Consider the following 18,551-nt stretch of genomic DNA (forward strand, 5'->3'; position numbering starts at 1 on the left):
GAAGGTAGTTACACAAAAGGTCAATCTCCGGTTTGTTTCCAGATTCATGATCATTTGCCATGTAATAATGGAATTTATACATGGAATGTCTCGCCGAGACAGGCGCTGATATAGTAATTTCCAGCAGAAGCGTGCTCAATTGCTGGCAGAAAACGTTTCGTTATTCCACCGGATCAGTTCAGTGTGGCCCCGTTCGGTCCGTTCTTACCCACTCGGCTGCGTTGCCGGCTAACAACGTCTTCGGATAGCGCTTGATCTTTGACACTGCGTAGCGAGGTACCTGCGCCAGGCTTCGAGGAGGCAGGACGGTCCTTCCATACGCAATCCATGCAACGCCAGCGGCAAAAAGGAACAGGACGGCGCCCGTCATGGCTATCGCCAGCGGGAGCAATCCTCCTCCCAGCAACGCAAACACACCGGTCATAAACATCATTGACACCACAGCGGCAGCCAGCAGCGTGAGCGGCGGCACGAGGATATCGAACAACAGAGCGACATACCCGATGTTCCTCCAGGTGCTGGGCCGTGAAAGCGAATTGATCGCGAAGCGCATCATGGAGAGGTGGCCACCCTCCCATCGGCGTCGCTGGGTCTCGGTTCCCTCCTTCGAGTGGGGAAAGAAACTCGTGACCAAGGCCTGCTCGCAAAAGCGTGGTGCGTGCCCGGCTCGCGCCAGATCGAGTGCGAACTTCATGTCCTCGACCTGATGCCCGGTCGAAAGGTCTGCATCCTCAAGCAACGACCAGGGAAGCGCCATGCCCGTTCCTGTCATCAGACATGGCAGACCCAGCCTGGAGAGCCCCAGAGGCCGGACATGGTTCTTGACGAGGAACGCAAACTCGGCTGCCGCCAGATTGAGACCGGCTTCGGGCGGCGCGATTTGAAGATTGCGTGCCTGAACGGGTCGCTTCGTCACCAGGACTGCTGCGGCAAGCTTGTCCAGCGTGCCCCTGGCAATGCGGCAATCGGCATCAATGAAGACGACGATCGGCAGGGGAGCCTGTCTCAGGTACTGGATGCCAGCGTCCAGCGCAAAACCCTTGCCGCGTCGCAACGCGTCGTGGCGCTCCACAACGTATGCACCTGCGCTTCGAGCCATGTCTGCTGTCTGGTCATCGCAATTGTCTGCCACGACCACGATCCGGTCACCCGGTTTCATTTCCCTTTGAATATTGCTCAGCGTCTCGGCGATGCCCACACTTTCATTGTGTGCGGGTATTAAAATGGCGACGGGCGGGCGGATCAGGATTTCGGCTGCTGGTGCCCGTCTCAAAGGCCAACTTCCGACGATGCATTCGACGGCGAAGATGAAGACGGGGATGGCAAATATCCCACTTATTACTATCATCAGCGTAAGTATTGCCACGTATAACACAGTATGTACCTTTCGGAAGCAGTGAAAATCCAAACAATACTCAATTCAACGATAGCATGGGATGGCGGATGCGGACCACCGGTCTTTGATAATGCTTTCTGATGAGTATGCGACCACCGACATACCGCGCGTACGCCGAATTGCTGAGTGACGGATAATTGCGCGCGAGCCTCAATCCGATAGTCTGAAATAGAAAGCAAAATCAAATATTTGAAGCTTGTCTTGTCAATTGACGGGACCGAGGCGGCTGGCTGTCGCCAAAAACAGGGACAATATCATGCCGGCATTGGAAATATCCCCAGTTCGATCGGCCGCTTCGCCCCGGGGAGCCCGACATTACTTCCTTGGCGCGCCATTTGACGACATTGCCCAGGATAGGGCACTGGACCTTGTGCGCGCCAGCGGTGATCAATCGAAATTCCGCTATGTCGTCACCCCCAATGTGGATCACGTGGTGCGGCTCAACGGCAATCGGATGCTGGCGCCCTATTACGACGACGCCTGGATGTCGCTTTGCGACAGCAAGCCGATTTCCGCTCTTTCGCATGCCGTGGCGCTTGATCTTCCGGTTGTTACCGGGTCGGACCTTACCGCACGCATGTTCAAGACCGTGATCAGGGAGGGCGATCGGGTGACACTGATCGCAGCAAATCCCGTGATTGCGCGTGATATGGAGCTGGCCTTTCCCGCCGTGCGGTTCAGAAGCTTCGTTCCTCCGCAAAACGTCCAGAACGATCCGGTTGCCCTCAAGGCTTGCGTTGATTTTGCGGCCGCCGAGCCGGCGCGCTTCGTCTTCATTGCAATAGGCTCGCCACAATCCGAAAAGATTGCCCATGCTCTGTCGCAGAGGCCAGAGGCATGCGGTGTAGGGCTCTGCATCGGAGCGTCGCTTGAGTTTCTCGTTGGTGCGAAAAAACGCGCGCCATCCTGGATGCGCCACGCAGGACTGGAATGGTCCCATCGCCTGGCCTCGGATCCGAAGAGACTTTGGCGCAGATATCTCCTTGCGGTCGCTCCGCTTGCGCATCTGTTCTACAAGGAACTTGTCAGCCGTGCGCATCACCGGGCGTAGCGGACCTCCCCCACGCTCTCGGCTCAACGCCTTGGAATTCCGCCACGGTGCAACCTTGCCATCTATCGGGTCTGGCGTCCTGGCTCCAATATTGGTTTAATTGCCGTATTGAGAATTATCGGAATATTCCGTACAGACAACGGAACCGAGAGGCGGCGAGGAACAGGTGAGAACCGCAAAAGCGAACATGGCTCAGTGGCTGATGCGCATGATATGCGCCATCGCTCTGCTGTTCGTCGGTTTTGCCCACCAGGCTCCGGTGTTCGCAGGCGGCGCCTTCGTTCCATTAGAGTTTGCCGAATACGCTCTTCCTGATGGCACGCTGCCGGTCATCTGCATTGCCGGCAAGGTCGAGGGAAAGCACAGGCACGAACAGGCGCATGCCGTTCAGTGCGAAGCCTGCCGGATAAGTTCCGCGGCCCTCTTGCCTGATCCCGTTTGTGGCCCCAGCGATCGTTTTCGCATAGAGGCAAACGCTGCGCGGCCGACTAAGGTCGTCGTTGTTCACGGGCAACTATTTCCTCACAGCAGAGGCGCAAGAGCGCCCCCCGGCACTCTCGCGCGTGCCTGAACGAGCGTTCCGGCAGACGTCGTGACGCTTGTCGCCATGCCAGCGCTGAGCCTCGATTCATCGCGTTCGGCGCTATCCAGATCATAGTCATGTCCAATTTCGTCTCACACCGACGGCCGTCGCCAAGCGCTACGCTGGCACGTCGCGCACCGTCAGGACGAGACACCGTCCCGCAAGGAGCAACAGAATGAAAAAGTTCATTATTCTTATGACAGGCCTGCTGTTTGCCGGTCTGCTTGCCACTTTCGCAGCAGCTCACGGCTTCAAGGTGGGCGACATCGAGATCGGCCACCCGCATGCCCGCGCAATGGTCCCCGGCGCCAAGGTCGGTGGCGGTTACATGAAAATCACCAACAATGGGAACGCCGACGACAGGCTGGTCAGCGTGATCTGCGATCGTGCGGCATCAGCCGAAGTTCACCTGATGAGCGTCGACGCTGGCGTCATGACCATGCGGCCGGTGAGCGGCGGTCTGACGATTCCGGCCGGCAAGACCGTCGACCTCAAGCCAGGCGGCTACCACATCATGTTCATGAGCGTGGCGCAGCCCTTCAAGAGCGGCGAGATGATCAAGGCAACACTGACATTCGAAAAGGCCGGTGCCGTCGAGGTCGAATTTGCCGTCGGCAACGCGGGCGGATCAAACGAGGGCGGTGACCACTCGGACATGGATCACTCGGACATGGATCACTCGGACATGGGCGGCATGGATATGTCCAAGCCACAATAGGCACCAGTTCGACCGCGATTTCCCATTTTGATCCGATAAGGAGACATCCCCATGCTTGACCTCAGGCGCCTTCTTCCCGCCTCCGCCATCGTAAGCCTCGGCCTTTGCGGCCAGGCGCTGGCGCATGCACACCTCACCACCAGCGTTCCCGCCGACAAGGCCACCGTCGCAAGTGCACCGACCGAGATCGATTTGCGCTTTTCGGAGGAACTCGAACTCAAATTCTCCGGAATTACAATCGTTGGACCGGACAAGGCGGCTATCAACGTCGGCAATGCCAGGCTCGCGGACGAAGGCAAGACGCTGGTGGTCCCTGTGACCGGCAAGCTCGATGCCGGTCGCTACACAGTGGAGTGGCATGTGCTTTCGGAAGATGGCCACAAGACCAGGGGTACCTATGACTTTATCGTCAAACCGTGACCCCCTGCCGTGACCCCGGCCGTGACCGTTGACCTTGGCCTGATGCTCTGTCGCTTTCTGTTCGACGGGGCAGTTCTGTTCCTGTGGGGCGCGTCGGCATACCTTGCCTGTCTCTTGCCGGCACAGCTGTCGAGGCTGTTGGATCAGCGACTGCGCACGCAGCGCAACGTCGCGATCCTGATGGTGGTTGCAACGACGATGGTGATGCTTCCATTGCGGGCGGCGGCGATTGGCGACGGATGGGCCGATGCCCTTTCGCCTCCCGTGCTGCAAACCGTCGCGCTTGAGACGAGCGTAGGTCGTGCGTGGCTGGTACAGGCGTGCGTCACCGCGCTGCTCATCGGCACGCTTGTGCTGCCAGTCAGGCATCGTCCAGCGGCCCGGGCCGTCTGTGCTGGCCTGCTATTGATCAGCCTTGTGATCAGCGGCCATGCGGCGATGGATAGTGGCTGGTTGCGGACGTTCCATCGGGCAAATGATGCCCTCCACCTTTTGTCGGGCGGCGCGTGGCTCGGCGCGCTCATACCGGTCCTGGCTCTCTTGCCGTTGATTCACGATCGGCGATGGCAACATGACGCCCGCGTGGCTCTGGCGCGGTTTTCGACGGGGGGGCATGTCGCCGTCGCGCTTGTTCTTCTGTCGGGTATCGTCAATACGATATTGATCGTCAGCGGCGTCCCGTCGGACTGGTCTCGCGGGTATCAGTTGCTGCTTGTGGCAAAGATCGGGCTGGTCGGCGTGATGGTAATCCTTGCGATTGCCAACCGATATGTGCTTGTGCCGCGTCTTGCCCGAAGCCGGTCTCTGGTGGCGCTGAGGTTTTCGACCACTGCCGAGATAAGCCTCGGCATCGCTGTCGTCGCGCTTGTGGCGTGGCTAGGCACTTTGCCGCCGGTCTGACCCATCTGTGGGACGGCCCGGTTTGCAAGGGATCTCCAGTTCCGATCGTGGCAATCTGCAGCGTAGGACAGCTCCTCTATCGTGTGGCGATTGGTATTACGACAACAGGAATCCGCGATCCCGGTTCGAAGGGCGGTTCCACACCACCCGTTTCACAACCCTCCACCCTCTACGTCAAATGACGGTAGTGCCCGTTTTTTCTCTTTATCGGGGTACTTTGCCGTGTCATTTTCCAATGCGACACAGCACGTTTTCAAGGGGCACACATGTTTTCAAAGAATGTTAAATTCTGCGCCGCGGTTGCGGCTCTTCTTCTTGCTCCGTCGCTGGCCCTTGCCCACACCGGCGTTGGCAATACCGCCGGCTTTGTTCATGGTTTCGGCCATCCGCTTTCCGGGCTGGATCACGTGCTGGCCATGGGGATGGTCGGGGTACTTGCCTGGCAGCTCGGCGGCCGCGCCGTTTGGATCGTGCCGACGACCTTTGTGCTGGTGATGGCTGTCGGCGGCGCACTCGGCATGATGGGAATCGCAGTTCCCTTTGTCGAGATCGGCATCGTGCTGTCGGTGATTGTTCTTGGAGCGATCGTTGCACTCGGCATTCAGGCTCCAGTCGCGATTGCGGCGGGCATCGTCGGCTTGTTCGCTATCTTTCACGGTCATGCTCACGGCGCCGAGATGCCCGCAGCAACAGGAGGCATCGCTTTTGCGGCGGGCTTCATGATCGCAACTGCGACGCTCCACGCCGCAGGCCTTGCGGCCGGCTATCTGATCGGAAAAGCCGGCGACGGCAATGGCGCATTCGCCACGCGCGCGGCTGGCGGCATCGCAGCACTCGCTGGCGTCGGCCTTCTGACAGGCGTAATCTGACGACGCAGCCCGGCGAAAAGCCGGGCTTTTCCTGTTGGGGGTCGGTCTGCGGGTGTGGCCGCCTATGAGGCGAACCCGCCGCGCGCCGCTGCCGCGTGCTTCAACGACCTCTCCACAGCCGACTGCATCGCCGGCTTTGTGACGACCCCGAGTGCGCCTTGCAGTCGGCCCGCCACCGCCTCGGGGTTGCCTGTCATGAACACGACCGTGACGCCATATTCCTCCACCAGTCGGCGGCCGATCTCCGGCCCTGTGGGGCCATCGGAAAGATTGACGTCGACAAATGCGATGTCGGCTGCCGGGGCGAGTTCCAATGCCTGATCCTTGCTCGTCGCAAGCCCGGCCACGGCAAATCCCATGGCCCTGACAGTCGCCTCGAGATCAAGGGCGATGAACAGCTCATCCTCAACGATCAAGACGCGGTGTTTTTCGACGGCCCCACGCTCCAGGTTACGCTCTACGCTTGTACCAATCACGGTTCTTGCCTTCCATGTCGAAGAACTCAAGCACACAACGGGCCGGAACGACATATGTTCCGCCACGACGCAGATTTTTGCCTGTGTAAGATATTGTTAACATTAAAAAATATTTAACGGGACGTCTTCCTGTCGGGTGTTGGTCACACCCGTCCCATGGGCGTTGCCGAGTGTTGCAAAACCAAACCAAGGTTGGTCGCGGCATAGCCCGCACGCCGAGTTGACAAGCGCAACGGTAGGCCGGAGAGTGGCGCAATCCAGCGCCAGCATCTTGGGAGGCTCTATGTCTGCACGCGTGTTTTTCGCGGCTGTCGCCGTTACTCTTTCGACACTGCTTGTCGGCGCCGCGGCTGGCGCTGCGGAGACGAGACGTGAGATCCAGACCGTCCGGGACGCCGACTATTTCGGCTTTGACCTGCGCACCGAGCAAAACGTCACGCTCGATCAGTGCAAGACGAGCTGCATCGGCGACAAGGCCTGCAAGGCGTTCACCTACAATCCGACCGCCAAGTGGTGCTTCCTCAAGTCAGACTTCAAGACGATGAACGCCTTCCCGGGCGCCATTGCCGGAAAAATTGTCGGGACCGCCAAGGAGCAGGAGCCGGATATCGGCGCGGCCCCCCGTATCAAATTCCTGTCCGGCGACGTCCTTCAGCAGGCGCGTGACGACAAGGCCAATCTCGAAGTTGCCGAGGACCAGCAGGGCCAGACTGCCGACAGCCTCGTCGCCAACGGGCGCATCGATCTGACGGCCGGCAATGTTGTCGACGCGTTGAAATCCTTCCGCAGCGCTCTGGCGTTGACGCCGGAGAATGCCGACTTGTGGCTGGAAACGGCGCGCGCTGGCGACAGCTTCGTCAAAACCGATGCCAGTAGCGGAAGCGACATCTACGCGCAGGCGGTTCTTGCAGCACTCAACGGCTACGATCTCAGCCGGACCGCGACCGGCCGCGCCGACGCGCTCGCAGTGCTTGCGGTTGCCCTTGAGAAGAATACGAACTATCGCGCGGCTCTCAATGCCTACAAGGCAAGCCTCGCGCTTGTGAACTCCAGGGAAGTGCAGGCCGCCTTCCTGCAGCTGAAATCAACGCAGGGCTTTCGCATCACCGACCACACGGTCGACGCAGACAGCGCGTCGCCGCGCGCCTGCGTCACCTTCTCGGATACCCTCGTCAAGACGACCGACTACACGCCGTTCGTGACACTCAACGGGGCCTCTCCGAAGGCGCTTGAAACCAAGGACAGACAGATCTGCGTCGAGGGCCTGACGCACGGCGTAAATTACAAGATCGCGTTCCGCACCGGTCTTCCGTCCTCCGTCGACGAGGTTCTGGAAGCTCCGGTGAGCCTCGACATCTATGTCAAGGATCGCACTGCGAGCGTACGTTTCACCGGCGACAGCTTTGTTCTGCCGTCGACGGCAAGGCGCGGTATTCCGATCGTTTCGGTCAATATGGCGTCAACCAATCTCAAACTTTATCGCATTGGCGATCGCGGCATCGCTCCGCTGCTGACAAGCTCACAGTTTCTCACCCAGCTCGATGGCTACAGCGCCCAACGCATTGAGGACGAGAGCGGCGAGCTGGTCTGGCAGGGCGCAATCGATATCGCCAACGATCTCAACAAGGATGTCGTTACCAGCTTCCCGGTGGACGAGGCGCTGCCGGAGCGCAAGACCGGTGTTTATGTGCTGACGGCAACGGCACCCAACGCGCCGGATCAGGACTGGAATGCCCAGGCAACGCAATGGTTCGTCGTATCCGACATCGGCGTCACGACCTATGCCGGTACGGATGGCCTCAACGTGTTTGCCCGCTCGTTGGCCTCGGCCAAGCCGATGGCGGACGTCGAGCTGCAGCTACTGGCAAAGAACAATGAGGTTCTCGGAACGGCCAAGACGGATGAAAGCGGCCGCGCGACCTTCACGGCCGGCCTGATCCGAGGCGCATCGGCGCTGACGCCGGCCGTGATAACGGCAAAGAACGGAACGTCCGACTACGTCTTCCTCGACATGACACGCGCCGGCTTCGACCTTTCCGACCGCGGCGTTACCGGCCGCAGTTCTCCCGGCGCAATCGACGTTCTGACCTGGACGGAACGCGGCATATACCGGGCCGGCGAGACGGTTCATGCTGCAGCGCTTGCCCGTGACACCGATGGAAATGCGATCGGGAGCCTTCCGCTAACCTTCATCTTCCTGCGCCCGGACGGGGTCGAGGATCGCCGGATCGTCCGCCAGACCAGTGATATCGGCGGATACGCGCTCGACTTTGACGTTCAGACAAATGCCATGCGGGGCACCTGGACGATGAACATCCATACCGATCCGAAGAGCTCGCCGATCGCGACGAAAAGCTTCCTCGTCGACGACTTTGTGCCTGACCGTACCGATATGGAGATCAAGACCGAGGCCAAGGTCATCGGTCCGCAGACACCTGCGACCGTCAATGTCAGCGGGAAATATCTCTACGGTGCGCCTGCCGCGGGCCTGACCCTTGAGGGCGACGTCGTCATCAAGCCAACCCGCCAGAGTGACGCATTCCCCGGTTATTTCTTCGGCCTTGCTGATGAAGAGGCAAGCGAGGATGCGCGCCAGTCCATCGAAGGGCTGCCGGAACTCGATGAAAATGGCGAGGGTGTCACGGATCTGACGGTCGGCGATCTGCCGGCGACGACGCAGCTTCTCAACGCAACTGTCTATATCAGGATGCAGGAGACCGGCGGTCGCGCCATCGAGCGCTCGCTGGTCATTCCGGTAAAGAACCAGGGGCCAATGATCGGCATCAAGCCGGAATTCTCCGGCGATCTCGGCGAAAACTCGATCGCCAACTTCACTGCCATCGGCGTCAGTGCTGACGGTCAGAAGGAAGAGATGAAAGGGCTTCGCTGGACGCTCTACAAACTCAACCGCGACTACCAATGGTATCGCGACGGGACAGCGTGGAAATACGAGCCGGTCTACACCGCCGAGCAGGTCGCGAACGGCAACGTCGACGCAAGCATGGACGGGGCCAAGATTTCCTCGCCAGTCGGATGGGGTCGCTACAGGCTGGAGGTTGAAAGTACGAAGGCCGAGGGTCCGACGTCGAGCGTCGAATTCGACGCTGGCTGGTTCGTTCAGGCAACCTCGACGGAAACGCCTGACGGGCTGGAAATCGCGCTGGACAAGGACAGCTACAAGGTCGGCGAGACAGCCAGGTTGAAGGTTTCTTCGCGCTATGCCGGCGAGCTGATGATCGCGGCGGGGACTGAAACGCTCGTTGCCGTCCAGAATGCAGCGATCGGAGACAAGGGTGGCGAGGTCGATATTCCTGTCACCGACGACTGGGGTGCCGGTGCTTATGTCACCGCGACCCTGTTCCGCCCCGGCGATGCCCAAGACAGCCACATGCCGATGCGCGCCATTGGCGTCAAATGGCTGAAGGTCGATCCGGCCGAACGCGCGCTGCAGGTGAAAATCGACGCGCCGGAGAAGATGCTGCCGCGTGGGTCGCTCCCCATCACTCTTGCCGTTGCGGGTGCCGGTGCCAACGAGGATGCTTATGTGACGGTTGCTGCCGTCGACGTCGGCATTCTCAACCTGACCCGCTATGAGCCGCCGAATCCGCAGGACTGGTATTTCGGGCAGCGTCAGCTCGGTCTCGAAATCCGCGATCTTTACGGTCGTCTCATCGACGGCTCATTGGGTGCGACCGGCAAACTCAGAACCGGCGGCGATGGCGGCGCGGTCGCGCTGCAGGGCAGCCCGCCCACACAGAAACTTGTCGCATTTTTCTCCGGCCCGTTGAAACTGGACGCCGAAGGCAAGGCGCATGTGAACTTCGATATTCCGCAGTTCAACGGCACCACACGCGTGATGGCGGTGGCGTGGTCGAAGTCGGGCGTCGGTCAGACGACGAGGGATGTGATCATCCGCGATCCTGTCGTCGTGACGGCGAGCCTCCCGCGCTTTCTCGCACCGGGAGACAAATCCGAGCTTCGTCTCGATATAGCCAACACGGATGCGCCGGCGGGTGATTACAAGCTGGCAATCAGCGGCAATGAAGCCGTTGCCGTCGACAATGGTTCGCAAACCATCCGCCTTGAGGCCGGTGCCAGATCGGCCGTGACGCTTGCCTTGACCGGTAGGCAGCCCGGTAACGGCAGCGTTTCGATCAACCTTTCCGACGCCGCCGGGCTGTCGCTGGACCAGAGCGTCGATGTGCCGGTTCGGCCTGCGGTGTTGCCGCTGACCGTGCGTCGCGTGCTGGCGCTCAAACCGGGCGCCAGGCTGACTGTCGACAAGGCGCTGCTCGCCGACAGCGTCCTGCCGGGCGCTTCCGTCAGCGTCAGTGTCACCCGGTCTGCCGCGTTCGACATTCCAGCGCTCCTGATGTCTCTCGACCGCTATCCCTTCGGCTGCGCCGAGCAGACGACCAGCCGCGCCATGCCACTGCTCTATCTCAGCGAGCTCTCCAAGCAATCCGGCCTGGAAGACGACACGGATGTGAAGAAGCGAGTTCAGGATGCAATTTACCGGGTGCTGTCATATCAGGCATCAGTTGGCAGCTTTGGTCTCTGGGGCCCGGATAGCGGCGATCTCTGGCTCGATTCCTACGTCACCGACTTTCTGACGCGGGCCCGCGAACAGAAGTACGACGTGCCGGATCGGGCGCTCGCGCAGGCATTGGAAAATCTTCAGAATGCCCTCAGCTACGACGTCAACGTCAAGGATCAAGGCGACCAGATCGCCTATGCGCTCTATGTCCTTGCCCGCAACAAGAAGGCCGCTGTCAGCGATCTGCGCTATTACGCCGATACGATGATCAACGACTTCCCGACGCCACTTGCCAAGGCCCACATTGCCGCGGCCCTTGCGCTCTATGGCGACGCGACACGCTCGAAAAACATCTTCGTCGATGCTCTGCAGATGTCCGAGCAGTCGATGGTGACGCGGGTCAACCTGTCTCGCACCGACTACGGTTCGGTTCTGCGGGACGGCGCGGCCATCCTTGCGCTTGCTGCGGAAAGCCGCCCCGTTCCCCCGGTGGTGCCGGAACTCGCCAAGGCGGTCGCCAAGGAGTGGGATCGTGCCAAGTACACCAGCACGCAGGAACAGGCATGGATGCTGCTTGCCGCCCGGGCGATCCAGGGCGGCGACGAAACGCTCAACATCGACGTCAACGGTGCGCTCCACAGGGGCGCCTATATGGCGACGATGACGGGCGAGGCCCTGATGGGCAATTCGCTGACGCTCACCAATCAGACGGGCGATCCGGTATCGGCCGTCGTGACGACGGTTGCTGCCCCTGCTGTCCCGCTGCCTGCCGGCGGCGATGGATTTGCCATCGATCGCAGCTATTATACCTTGGATGGCGAACAGGCGAATGTGACCGAAGCCAAGCAGAACGAGCGGTATGTGGTCGTCGTGCACGTCACGGAGAGCAACAACTGGCCGTCGCGCATTGTCGTCACCGACCTCTTGCCGGCGGGCTTCCAGATCGACAATCCAAGCCTCGTCGATAGTGCTCAGCTGACCAACTTCGACTGGATCGGGGATGTGACAGCAGCCCATGTCGAATTCCGCAACGACCGGTTCGTCGCGGCGTTCAACCGCTCGGCAGACGACAACCGCGAGATCAACGTTGCCTATGTCGTGCGCGCTGTAACACCTGGCAGCTACGATCATCCGGCCGCTAGCGTCGAGGACATGTATCGTCCGCAGCTGTCGGCACGTACGGCGACCGGCAAGATGGAGGTTGTGGCAGCGCAGCCATGAGACTGAGCCGGAAACTTGCGATCGGTGTCCTGGGCGGCGTCTTTCTGGCAGGCGCAGGGGTTGCTGCGCTTGACGCGGTGGACAGGGCTTTTCCACCGCCGCTCGACAGGGCCGATACGGTCTCGTCGGAAGTGCTGGACGCCGACGGCCAGCTCTTGCGCGCCTTTGCGACGCCTGAGGGTCGCTGGCGGCTGAAGACTGGCGTCAACGACGTCGATCCTCAGTTCCTGCGAATGCTCGTTGCCTATGAAGACCGCCGCTTCTACGAGCATCGCGGCGTCGATCCATGGGCGATCGGCCGCGCCGCCTTGCAACTCGTCACCAGCGGCCGCATCGTTTCCGGCGCCTCGACGCTGTCGATGCAGGTGGCACGACTGATCGAGCCGCGCCAGGGCCGTACGCTGTCGGCAAAACTGTTGCAGGTCGCGCGCGCAATTCAGATCGAACGGCGGCTTTCCAAGGAGCAGATTCTCGATCTCTACCTTACCCACGCACCCTATGGCGGCAATCTCGAAGGGGTGCGTGCGGCAAGCCTTGCCTATTTCGGCAATGAGCCGAGGCGCCTGACCGTGGCACAGGCTGCCCTTCTGGTTGCCCTTCCGCAATTGCCCGAAAGGCGCCGGCCGGACCGCAATCTGGCGGCGGCTGAAGCCGCGCGCAAGCGCGTCCTGGAGCGCGCGGCCGTCATTGACGCTGTCGGAGACGGCGAGGCGCAACGTGCCGAGGCCGTGCTGGTACCTGCGGGGCGCATGCAGCTGCCCGCTCTCGCCGCCCATGTTGCGGAAGCCGCATTGCGCAAGGAGCCTGGTGTTTCGCGCCACCACACGACCCTGAAGAAACAGGTGCAGGACGGGCTGGAATCGGTCGCGAGGGCGGCTGCCCTCAAGCTTGGACCGAAACTCTCTCTGGCGATGGTCATGGCGAATGCGCAGACGGGCGAGATCGTCGGTGAAGTCGGTTCAGCCGACTATTTCAACGCGAGCCGTTCCGGCTGGATCGATATGACGCGCGTCAACCGCTCCCCAGGCTCCACATTGAAGCCATTCATCTATGGCCTTGCATTCGAAGAAGGGCTGGTCAGCCAGGAAACGATCATCGAGGATCGCCCTGCCGACTTCTTCGGCTATCGGCCGCGCAACTTCGACATGAGCTATCAGGGCGATGTCACGGTGCGCGAGGCCCTGCAGCTGTCGCTGAACGTTCCCGCGGTCAAGCTGCTCGACGCCGTCAACCCGGCGAAACTTCTAATCCGTTTCCGGCGCGCAGACGTGCATCCCGTCCTGCCCCCAAACGAGACACCGGGATTGGCGATCGGGCTTGGCGGGCTTGGGATCACGCTCAAGGACCTGGTGCAGCTCTACACTGCACTGGCCAGTCATGGCCAGGCGGTCAGGATCGGCGACGGCATCAGCAGCCAGCCCGGCAGGATCGACGGTGAGGGCCTGCTCGATCCGGTCGCCGTCTGGAACGTGACCGATATCCTTTCGGGCGTCGTTCCGCCGGCGGGAGCCCCGCAGCGCGGCATCGCCTACAAAACGGGCACGAGCTATGGTTACCGCGACGCCTGGTCCGTCGGATATGACGGGCGATATGTTCTCGGCGTCTGGGTCGGCCGGCCCGACAACGGGGCTGCGCCGGGATTGACCGGTTACGGTACGGCTGCCCCCATCCTGTTCGAAGGCTTTGCGAAGTCGGGCATTGCGACAACACCCCTCCCCCGCCCTCCGTCGGGTGCGACGCGGATCGCCCAGTCGCAGCTGCCTATCAGCCAGCGCCGGTTCGCCATCAATCCAAGTGGGCTTCTGGCGACGTCTGGCCGCGAGCCCGCACCCCAGATCGTCTACCCCCCCGAGGGCGCGCATGTCGACCTCGGCGCCAAGAGCGGCGACCTGTCGCCGCTGATGCTGAAGCTGCAGGGCGGGAGGGCGCCCTTCCGCTGGCTTGCCAACGGCAAGCCGTTGCCGGATATCTCTCGACGCCGTACCAATCAATGGATGCCGGATGGCGGCGGCTATTCCAAGCTCACTGTGATCGATGCCATGGGCCGGGCCGCGAGCGTCGGCGTTTTCGTCGATTGATCAACAATAACAAAATCGGAGCAAGACATTGTCCTTCAGCCAGACCCTCTTCAAGCGCGCAAAATTCCCCGACGGACAGCTCCGGACCGTCACCGTGACCGCAGGACGCATTGCAGCGATCACAGCCGGCGAAAGCGAGGCAAAAGATGGGCAAGAGGTAATCGACCTCGCCGGTTCTCTGATACTGCCGGGTTTCGTCGAGGGTCACATCCACCTCGATACCAGCTTTTACGGCGGCAAATGGATTTCGCACAAGCCTTGCACTGATGGTTTCGACGTGCACGAACGTGTCGCGTTTCAGCATCAGAACATGGCGATCGCCGAGCCGATGGATGTCCGCGCGCGCAAGCAACTGGAGCTCTGCATTGCGAATGGCGCCACGGCCATGCGCAGCCATGTGATGGTCGATGCCTCGGTCGGTCTCAAGTCGCTGGAAACCATCCTCAAGGTTCGCGACGAGTACCGCGATCTGATCGACATTGAGCTTGTTGCCTTCCCGCAAAGCGGCATCCTGAAAAGCCCCGGTACGCCGGAACTGATGGACGCCGCAATCGGCCTCGGCGCCGATCTGGTCGGTGGCCTCGATCCCGCAAGCTTCGACCGTGATGTCGAGGGCCACCTCGATGTCGTCTTTGGTATCGCCGAGCGGCGCGGTGTCGGTGTCGACATTCATCTGCACGATGCCGGAACGCTTGGCGTCTTCACCATCGAGCAGATTTGCGACCGTGCGTCAGCCCATGGCATGCAGGGTCGCGTCGCCGTCAGCCATGCCTATGGACTTGGCGACGTGTCTGCGGATATGGCGAAGCGGACAGCGCAAAGACTTGCGGTCTCGGGCGTTTCCATCATGACAAACGCACCCGGTGCCCACAATTTTCCGCCGGTCGCCCTGCTGCGTTCAGCCGGTGTTACGGTGTTTTCAGGCAGCGACAATATCCGCGATTCCTGGTGGCCGTATGGCGACGGCGACATGTTGAGCCGGGCGATGATGATCGGCTATCGCTCGGGCTTCTATACAGACGAAGAGCTGGAGGCTGCATTCGACATCGTGACTGCTGCCGGCGCCAAGGCGCTTCGGCTCGACGGCTACGGACTGGTCGTGGGCGCCAAGGCCGATTTCGTCGTGCTCGAGGCCGAACATGTTGCGCAAGCGGTCGTCGAGGTTCCAAAGCAGCGTTCTGTCTACAAGGGCGGCCAGCTCGTTGCGAGAAACGGAAAGCTGATCTGAGGGCTTCAACGTCAATGGGTGGCGAGACCGCCGTTGGCTCGCTGCCCGGCCGTCGTCGCATATCCCGGTCTTCATCATTTTGTTCTTGACCTTCCAGTTGCTGGAAGGTTCATAAGCCTATCCACTGCCTTAAAGGCGAAGGAGAATCTTATGGATCACACGCGCAACCACCATGACCACGATCATCATGACGAGGCCGATGAAGCTGTGGTGCGCGATCCAGTCTGCGGCATGACTGTAGACCCCAATGCGGGAAAGCCCTCGCTGCATTATGAGGGCCACACCTACCATTTCTGCTCTGACGGGTGCCGCAACCGATTCGAGGCTGCGCCGCAGGATTACCTGACTGCCATGGACCCGGTTTGCGGGATGAACGTCGATCGTGCCACTGCCAGGCATTTCCTGAAGCACGAAGGCGAAAAGGTGTATTTCTGCTCAACCGGTTGCAAAACCAGGTTCGAAGCAGATCCCGCGGCCTATCGCGATGGCAGCAGGCCGGCCGCAGCGGCTATGCCGAAGGGCACGCTCTATACTTGCCCGATGCATCCGGAAGTCGTCAGCGATCACCCGGGCGATTGCCCGAAGTGTGGCATGGCGCTGGAGCCGATGGGCGTTCCACCTGCGGACGAAGGTCCGAACCCGGAACTTGTCGACTTCACGCGTCGGCTCTGGGTCAGCGCAGCTTTGTCTATCCCGCTGCTGGCCATCAGCATGGGCCCGATGGTCGGGTTGCCGCTGCGTGGATGGATCGGTGAACAGCTGTCGTCCTGGATCGAGTTGTTTCTGGCCACGCCGGTCGTCGTCTGGGCGGCCCTGCCCTTCTTTCGCCGGGCCTGGGCCTCGCTTGTCAATCGCAGCCCGAACATGTGGACACTGATTGGGCTCGGCGTCGGCACAGCTTACCTCTATAGCGTCGTGGCAACGCTTGCGCCGGACCTCTTTCCGCACACGTTCCGCAGTCATGGCGATGCCGTTCCGGTCTATTTCGAAGCGGCAGCGGTGATCATCGCGCTCGTCTTCGTCGGCCAGGTGCTCGAACTGAAAGCACGCGAAAAAACGGGGTCAGCCATTCGGGCCCTTCTTGATCTTGCGCCGAAGACGGCAAGACGGCTTGGTGCCGACGGCGCGGAGACCGACGTTCCGGTTGACAGTATTGTGGTTGGCGACCGCTTGCGGGTGCGCCCCGGCGAACGCATTCCCGTAGACGGAGCGATCAGCGAAGGGCAAACCACTGTCGATGAATCCATGATCACCGGTGAAGCGATGCCTGTCGAGAAAGACACGGGCGATGTCGTGACCGGTGGTACCATCAACAAGAACGGCATGCTGATCATGACCGCCGAAAAAGTGGGTGCTGAGACCACACTGTCACGGATTGTCGACATGGTCGCCAAGGCCCAACGCTCGCGCGCGCCGATTCAAGGAGCGGTCGATCGCGTTTCGGCAGTCTTTGTTCCCGCCGTCGTGGCCGCTGCCCTCCTCGCCTTCCTGGCATGGGCTTTCATTGGTCCTGAGCCACGCATGGCGCATGCGCTGCTTGCTGCCGTCGCCGTACTGATCATCGCCTGCCCTTGTGCGCTCGGTCTCGCGACACCGATGTCGATCATGATCGCCACCGGCCGCGGCGCTCATGAGGGCGTGTTGATCAAGGATGCCGAAGCGCTCGAGCGGTTCGCAAAGGTGGACACCCTGATTGTCGACAAGACGGGCACCCTCACTGAAGGTAAGCCACGGTTGACGGATGTCGTCCCGCTCGGACGGCTGGACGAAGGACAGCTTCTGCGGCTGGCAGCCAGCCTCGAGCGTGGCTCCGAGCACCCGCTTGCCGAAGCGATCGTCTCGGGCGCCGGGGAACGCGGCATCGCCCTGACCGACGTCAGCGAGTTTGCGGCGAAAACCGGCAAGGGGGTCATGGGCAGGGCCGGAGAGGCAGCAATAGCGCTCGGCAATGCGGCGATGATGGAGGATCTCGGGATCGACGTTGGGCCGCTTGCCGCCCAGCTTCAGTTGCTGCGAGACGAGGGCAAGACCGTCATGTTCGTGGTGGTGGACGCAGAGCTTGCCGGCTTCGTGGCTGTTGCCGATCGGATCAAGCCGACGACGGCCGCCGCCCTCCGAGCGCTCCATGCAAGTGGTTTGAGGATCATCATGGCGACCGGCGACAACGAGCGGACGGCCCGTGCCGTTGCAAGAAGCCTCGGGATCGACGATGTTCGCGCCGATACCCTGCCCGAAGGCAAGAAGGCGCTGATCGACGAATTGCGTGCCAAGGGCGCGGTGGTCGCCATGGCAGGCGATGGCGTCAACGATGCGCCGGCGCTTGCTGCGGCCGATGTCGGGATCGCCATGGGCACGGGCGCCGACGTTGCGATGGAAAGTGCAGGCATTACCCTGGTGAAGGGCGACCTCAATGGCATTGTCCGGGCGCGCCGGCTTGCGGAGGAAACGATGCGCAACATTCGACAGAACCTCGCCTTTGCGTTCGGCTACAACGCGCTCGGCGTACCGCTGGCTGCCGGCGTGCTCTATCCGGTCTTCGGCTTGCTGCTGTCGCCGATGATCGCTGCGGCGGCGATGAGCCTGTCGTCCGTGTCTGTCATCAGCAACGCATTGAGACTGAGGTTCGTCAGATTATAGGAGACGACGATGAATATCGGTGAAGCATCGGAACGCTCCGGCCTGCCGTCGAAAACCATCCGCTACTATGAGGATATCGGCCTGATCAGCCCCGACCGGGGCACAAACGGCTATCGCGACTACGCGGTGACCGACGTTCACAAGCTACGATTTCTCCAGAGGTCACGTGGCCTTGGTTTCTCTGTCGAGGAGTGCCGCCAATTGCTGGCGCTCTATGAGGACAAGAGCCGCGCAAGCGCCGATGTCAAGGAGCTCACCCAGACCAAGCTTTCGGAAATTGACCGGAAGATCCGTGAGTTGACGGAATTGCGCCAAACGCTCGAGCATCTCGTTCATGCCTGCCATGGCAACGACCGCCCGGATTGCCCGATCCTTGGCGAACTGTCGGGTGAAAGCGCCGTCTAGGATGCCAGCCCCAACCGGAGCGCGCTGCAACG

13 protein-coding genes are annotated in these 18,551 nt (G+C 61.2%); 10 read left to right on the forward strand and 3 right to left on the reverse strand.

All coding sequences use genetic code 11. From position 1 onward, the window contains the following. Nucleotides 1-178: 178 nt before the first annotated feature. The gene (locus AC1D2R_RS20585) at nucleotides 179-1,348 is read right to left on the reverse strand and encodes a glycosyltransferase family 2 protein (protein WP_477969909.1); all 1,170 of its coding nucleotides are present in this window, start codon (nucleotides 1,346-1,348) and stop codon (nucleotides 179-181) included. Between the two features lie 304 nt (nucleotides 1,349-1,652). On the opposite strand from AC1D2R_RS20585, the gene AC1D2R_RS20590 reads away from it, so the two are divergent. Continuing rightward, nucleotides 1,653-2,447: a WecB/TagA/CpsF family glycosyltransferase gene (locus tag AC1D2R_RS20590; RefSeq protein ID WP_477969911.1), complete on the forward strand. Its 795-nt coding sequence runs from the start codon at nucleotides 1,653-1,655 to the stop codon at nucleotides 2,445-2,447. 286 nt (nucleotides 2,448-2,733) lie between these two features. Here AC1D2R_RS20590 and AC1D2R_RS20595 read toward each other — a convergent pair whose 3' ends face one another. Then, nucleotides 2,734-2,955, reverse strand: a complete 222-nt coding sequence (locus tag AC1D2R_RS20595; RefSeq protein ID WP_477969913.1) for a hypothetical protein — start codon at nucleotides 2,953-2,955, stop codon at nucleotides 2,734-2,736. Nucleotides 2,956-3,205: 250 nt separating this feature from the next. On the opposite strand from AC1D2R_RS20595, the gene AC1D2R_RS20600 reads away from it, so the two are divergent. The 4 genes from AC1D2R_RS20600 (at nucleotide 3,206) to AC1D2R_RS20615 (ending at nucleotide 5,937) form a co-directional block, all read left to right on the forward strand. After that, nucleotides 3,206-3,748 (forward strand): copper chaperone PCu(A)C, encoded by a 543-nt coding sequence (locus AC1D2R_RS20600; protein WP_477969915.1) that lies wholly within the window; start codon nucleotides 3,206-3,208, stop codon nucleotides 3,746-3,748. A 51-nt stretch (nucleotides 3,749-3,799) separates the two neighbouring features. Further along, on the forward strand, nucleotides 3,800-4,168 hold the full coding sequence (copC, locus tag AC1D2R_RS20605) for a copper homeostasis periplasmic binding protein CopC (protein ID WP_477969917.1): 369 nt from the start codon (nucleotides 3,800-3,802) through the stop codon (nucleotides 4,166-4,168). A 21-nt stretch (nucleotides 4,169-4,189) separates the two neighbouring features. Beyond that, entirely contained in the window at nucleotides 4,190-5,068 is an 879-nt protein-coding gene (copD, locus tag AC1D2R_RS20610; RefSeq protein WP_477969919.1) for a copper homeostasis membrane protein CopD, read from the forward strand. A gap of 266 nt (nucleotides 5,069-5,334) precedes the next feature. After that, nucleotides 5,335-5,937: a HupE/UreJ family protein gene (locus AC1D2R_RS20615; protein ID WP_477969921.1), complete on the forward strand. Its 603-nt coding sequence runs from the start codon at nucleotides 5,335-5,337 to the stop codon at nucleotides 5,935-5,937. A gap of 62 nt (nucleotides 5,938-5,999) precedes the next feature. Here AC1D2R_RS20615 and AC1D2R_RS20620 read toward each other — a convergent pair whose 3' ends face one another. Continuing rightward, nucleotides 6,000-6,410 (reverse strand): response regulator, encoded by a 411-nt coding sequence (locus tag AC1D2R_RS20620; protein ID WP_477970034.1) that lies wholly within the window; start codon nucleotides 6,408-6,410, stop codon nucleotides 6,000-6,002. A 286-nt stretch (nucleotides 6,411-6,696) separates the two neighbouring features. Between AC1D2R_RS20620 and AC1D2R_RS20625 the strand changes: the two genes are divergently transcribed. From AC1D2R_RS20625 to cueR, 5 genes are all read left to right on the forward strand, one after another. Continuing rightward, nucleotides 6,697-12,171, forward strand: coding sequence for an alpha-2-macroglobulin family protein (locus tag AC1D2R_RS20625; protein ID WP_477969923.1), 5,475 nt, complete (start codon nucleotides 6,697-6,699; stop codon nucleotides 12,169-12,171). Next, nucleotides 12,168-14,249, forward strand: a complete 2,082-nt coding sequence (gene pbpC / locus AC1D2R_RS20630; protein ID WP_477969925.1) for a penicillin-binding protein 1C — start codon at nucleotides 12,168-12,170, stop codon at nucleotides 14,247-14,249. The genes AC1D2R_RS20625 and pbpC overlap by 4 nt, the downstream gene beginning before the upstream one ends. 28 nt (nucleotides 14,250-14,277) lie before the next feature. Then, the gene (locus AC1D2R_RS20635; protein ID WP_477969927.1) at nucleotides 14,278-15,477 is read left to right on the forward strand and encodes an amidohydrolase family protein; all 1,200 of its coding nucleotides are present in this window, start codon (nucleotides 14,278-14,280) and stop codon (nucleotides 15,475-15,477) included. A 150-nt stretch (nucleotides 15,478-15,627) separates the two neighbouring features. Further along, a complete protein-coding gene (locus tag AC1D2R_RS20640) occupies nucleotides 15,628-18,114 on the forward strand; it encodes a heavy metal translocating P-type ATPase (protein WP_477969929.1) in 2,487 nt (828 codons plus the stop codon). Between the two features lie 9 nt (nucleotides 18,115-18,123). Next, nucleotides 18,124-18,519, forward strand: a complete 396-nt coding sequence (gene cueR / locus AC1D2R_RS20645; protein WP_477969931.1) for a Cu(I)-responsive transcriptional regulator — start codon at nucleotides 18,124-18,126, stop codon at nucleotides 18,517-18,519. The last annotated feature ends 32 nt before the right edge of the window (nucleotides 18,520-18,551 follow it).

The sequence above is a fragment of the Rhizobium sp. P1_C7 genome (assembly GCF_056406295.1).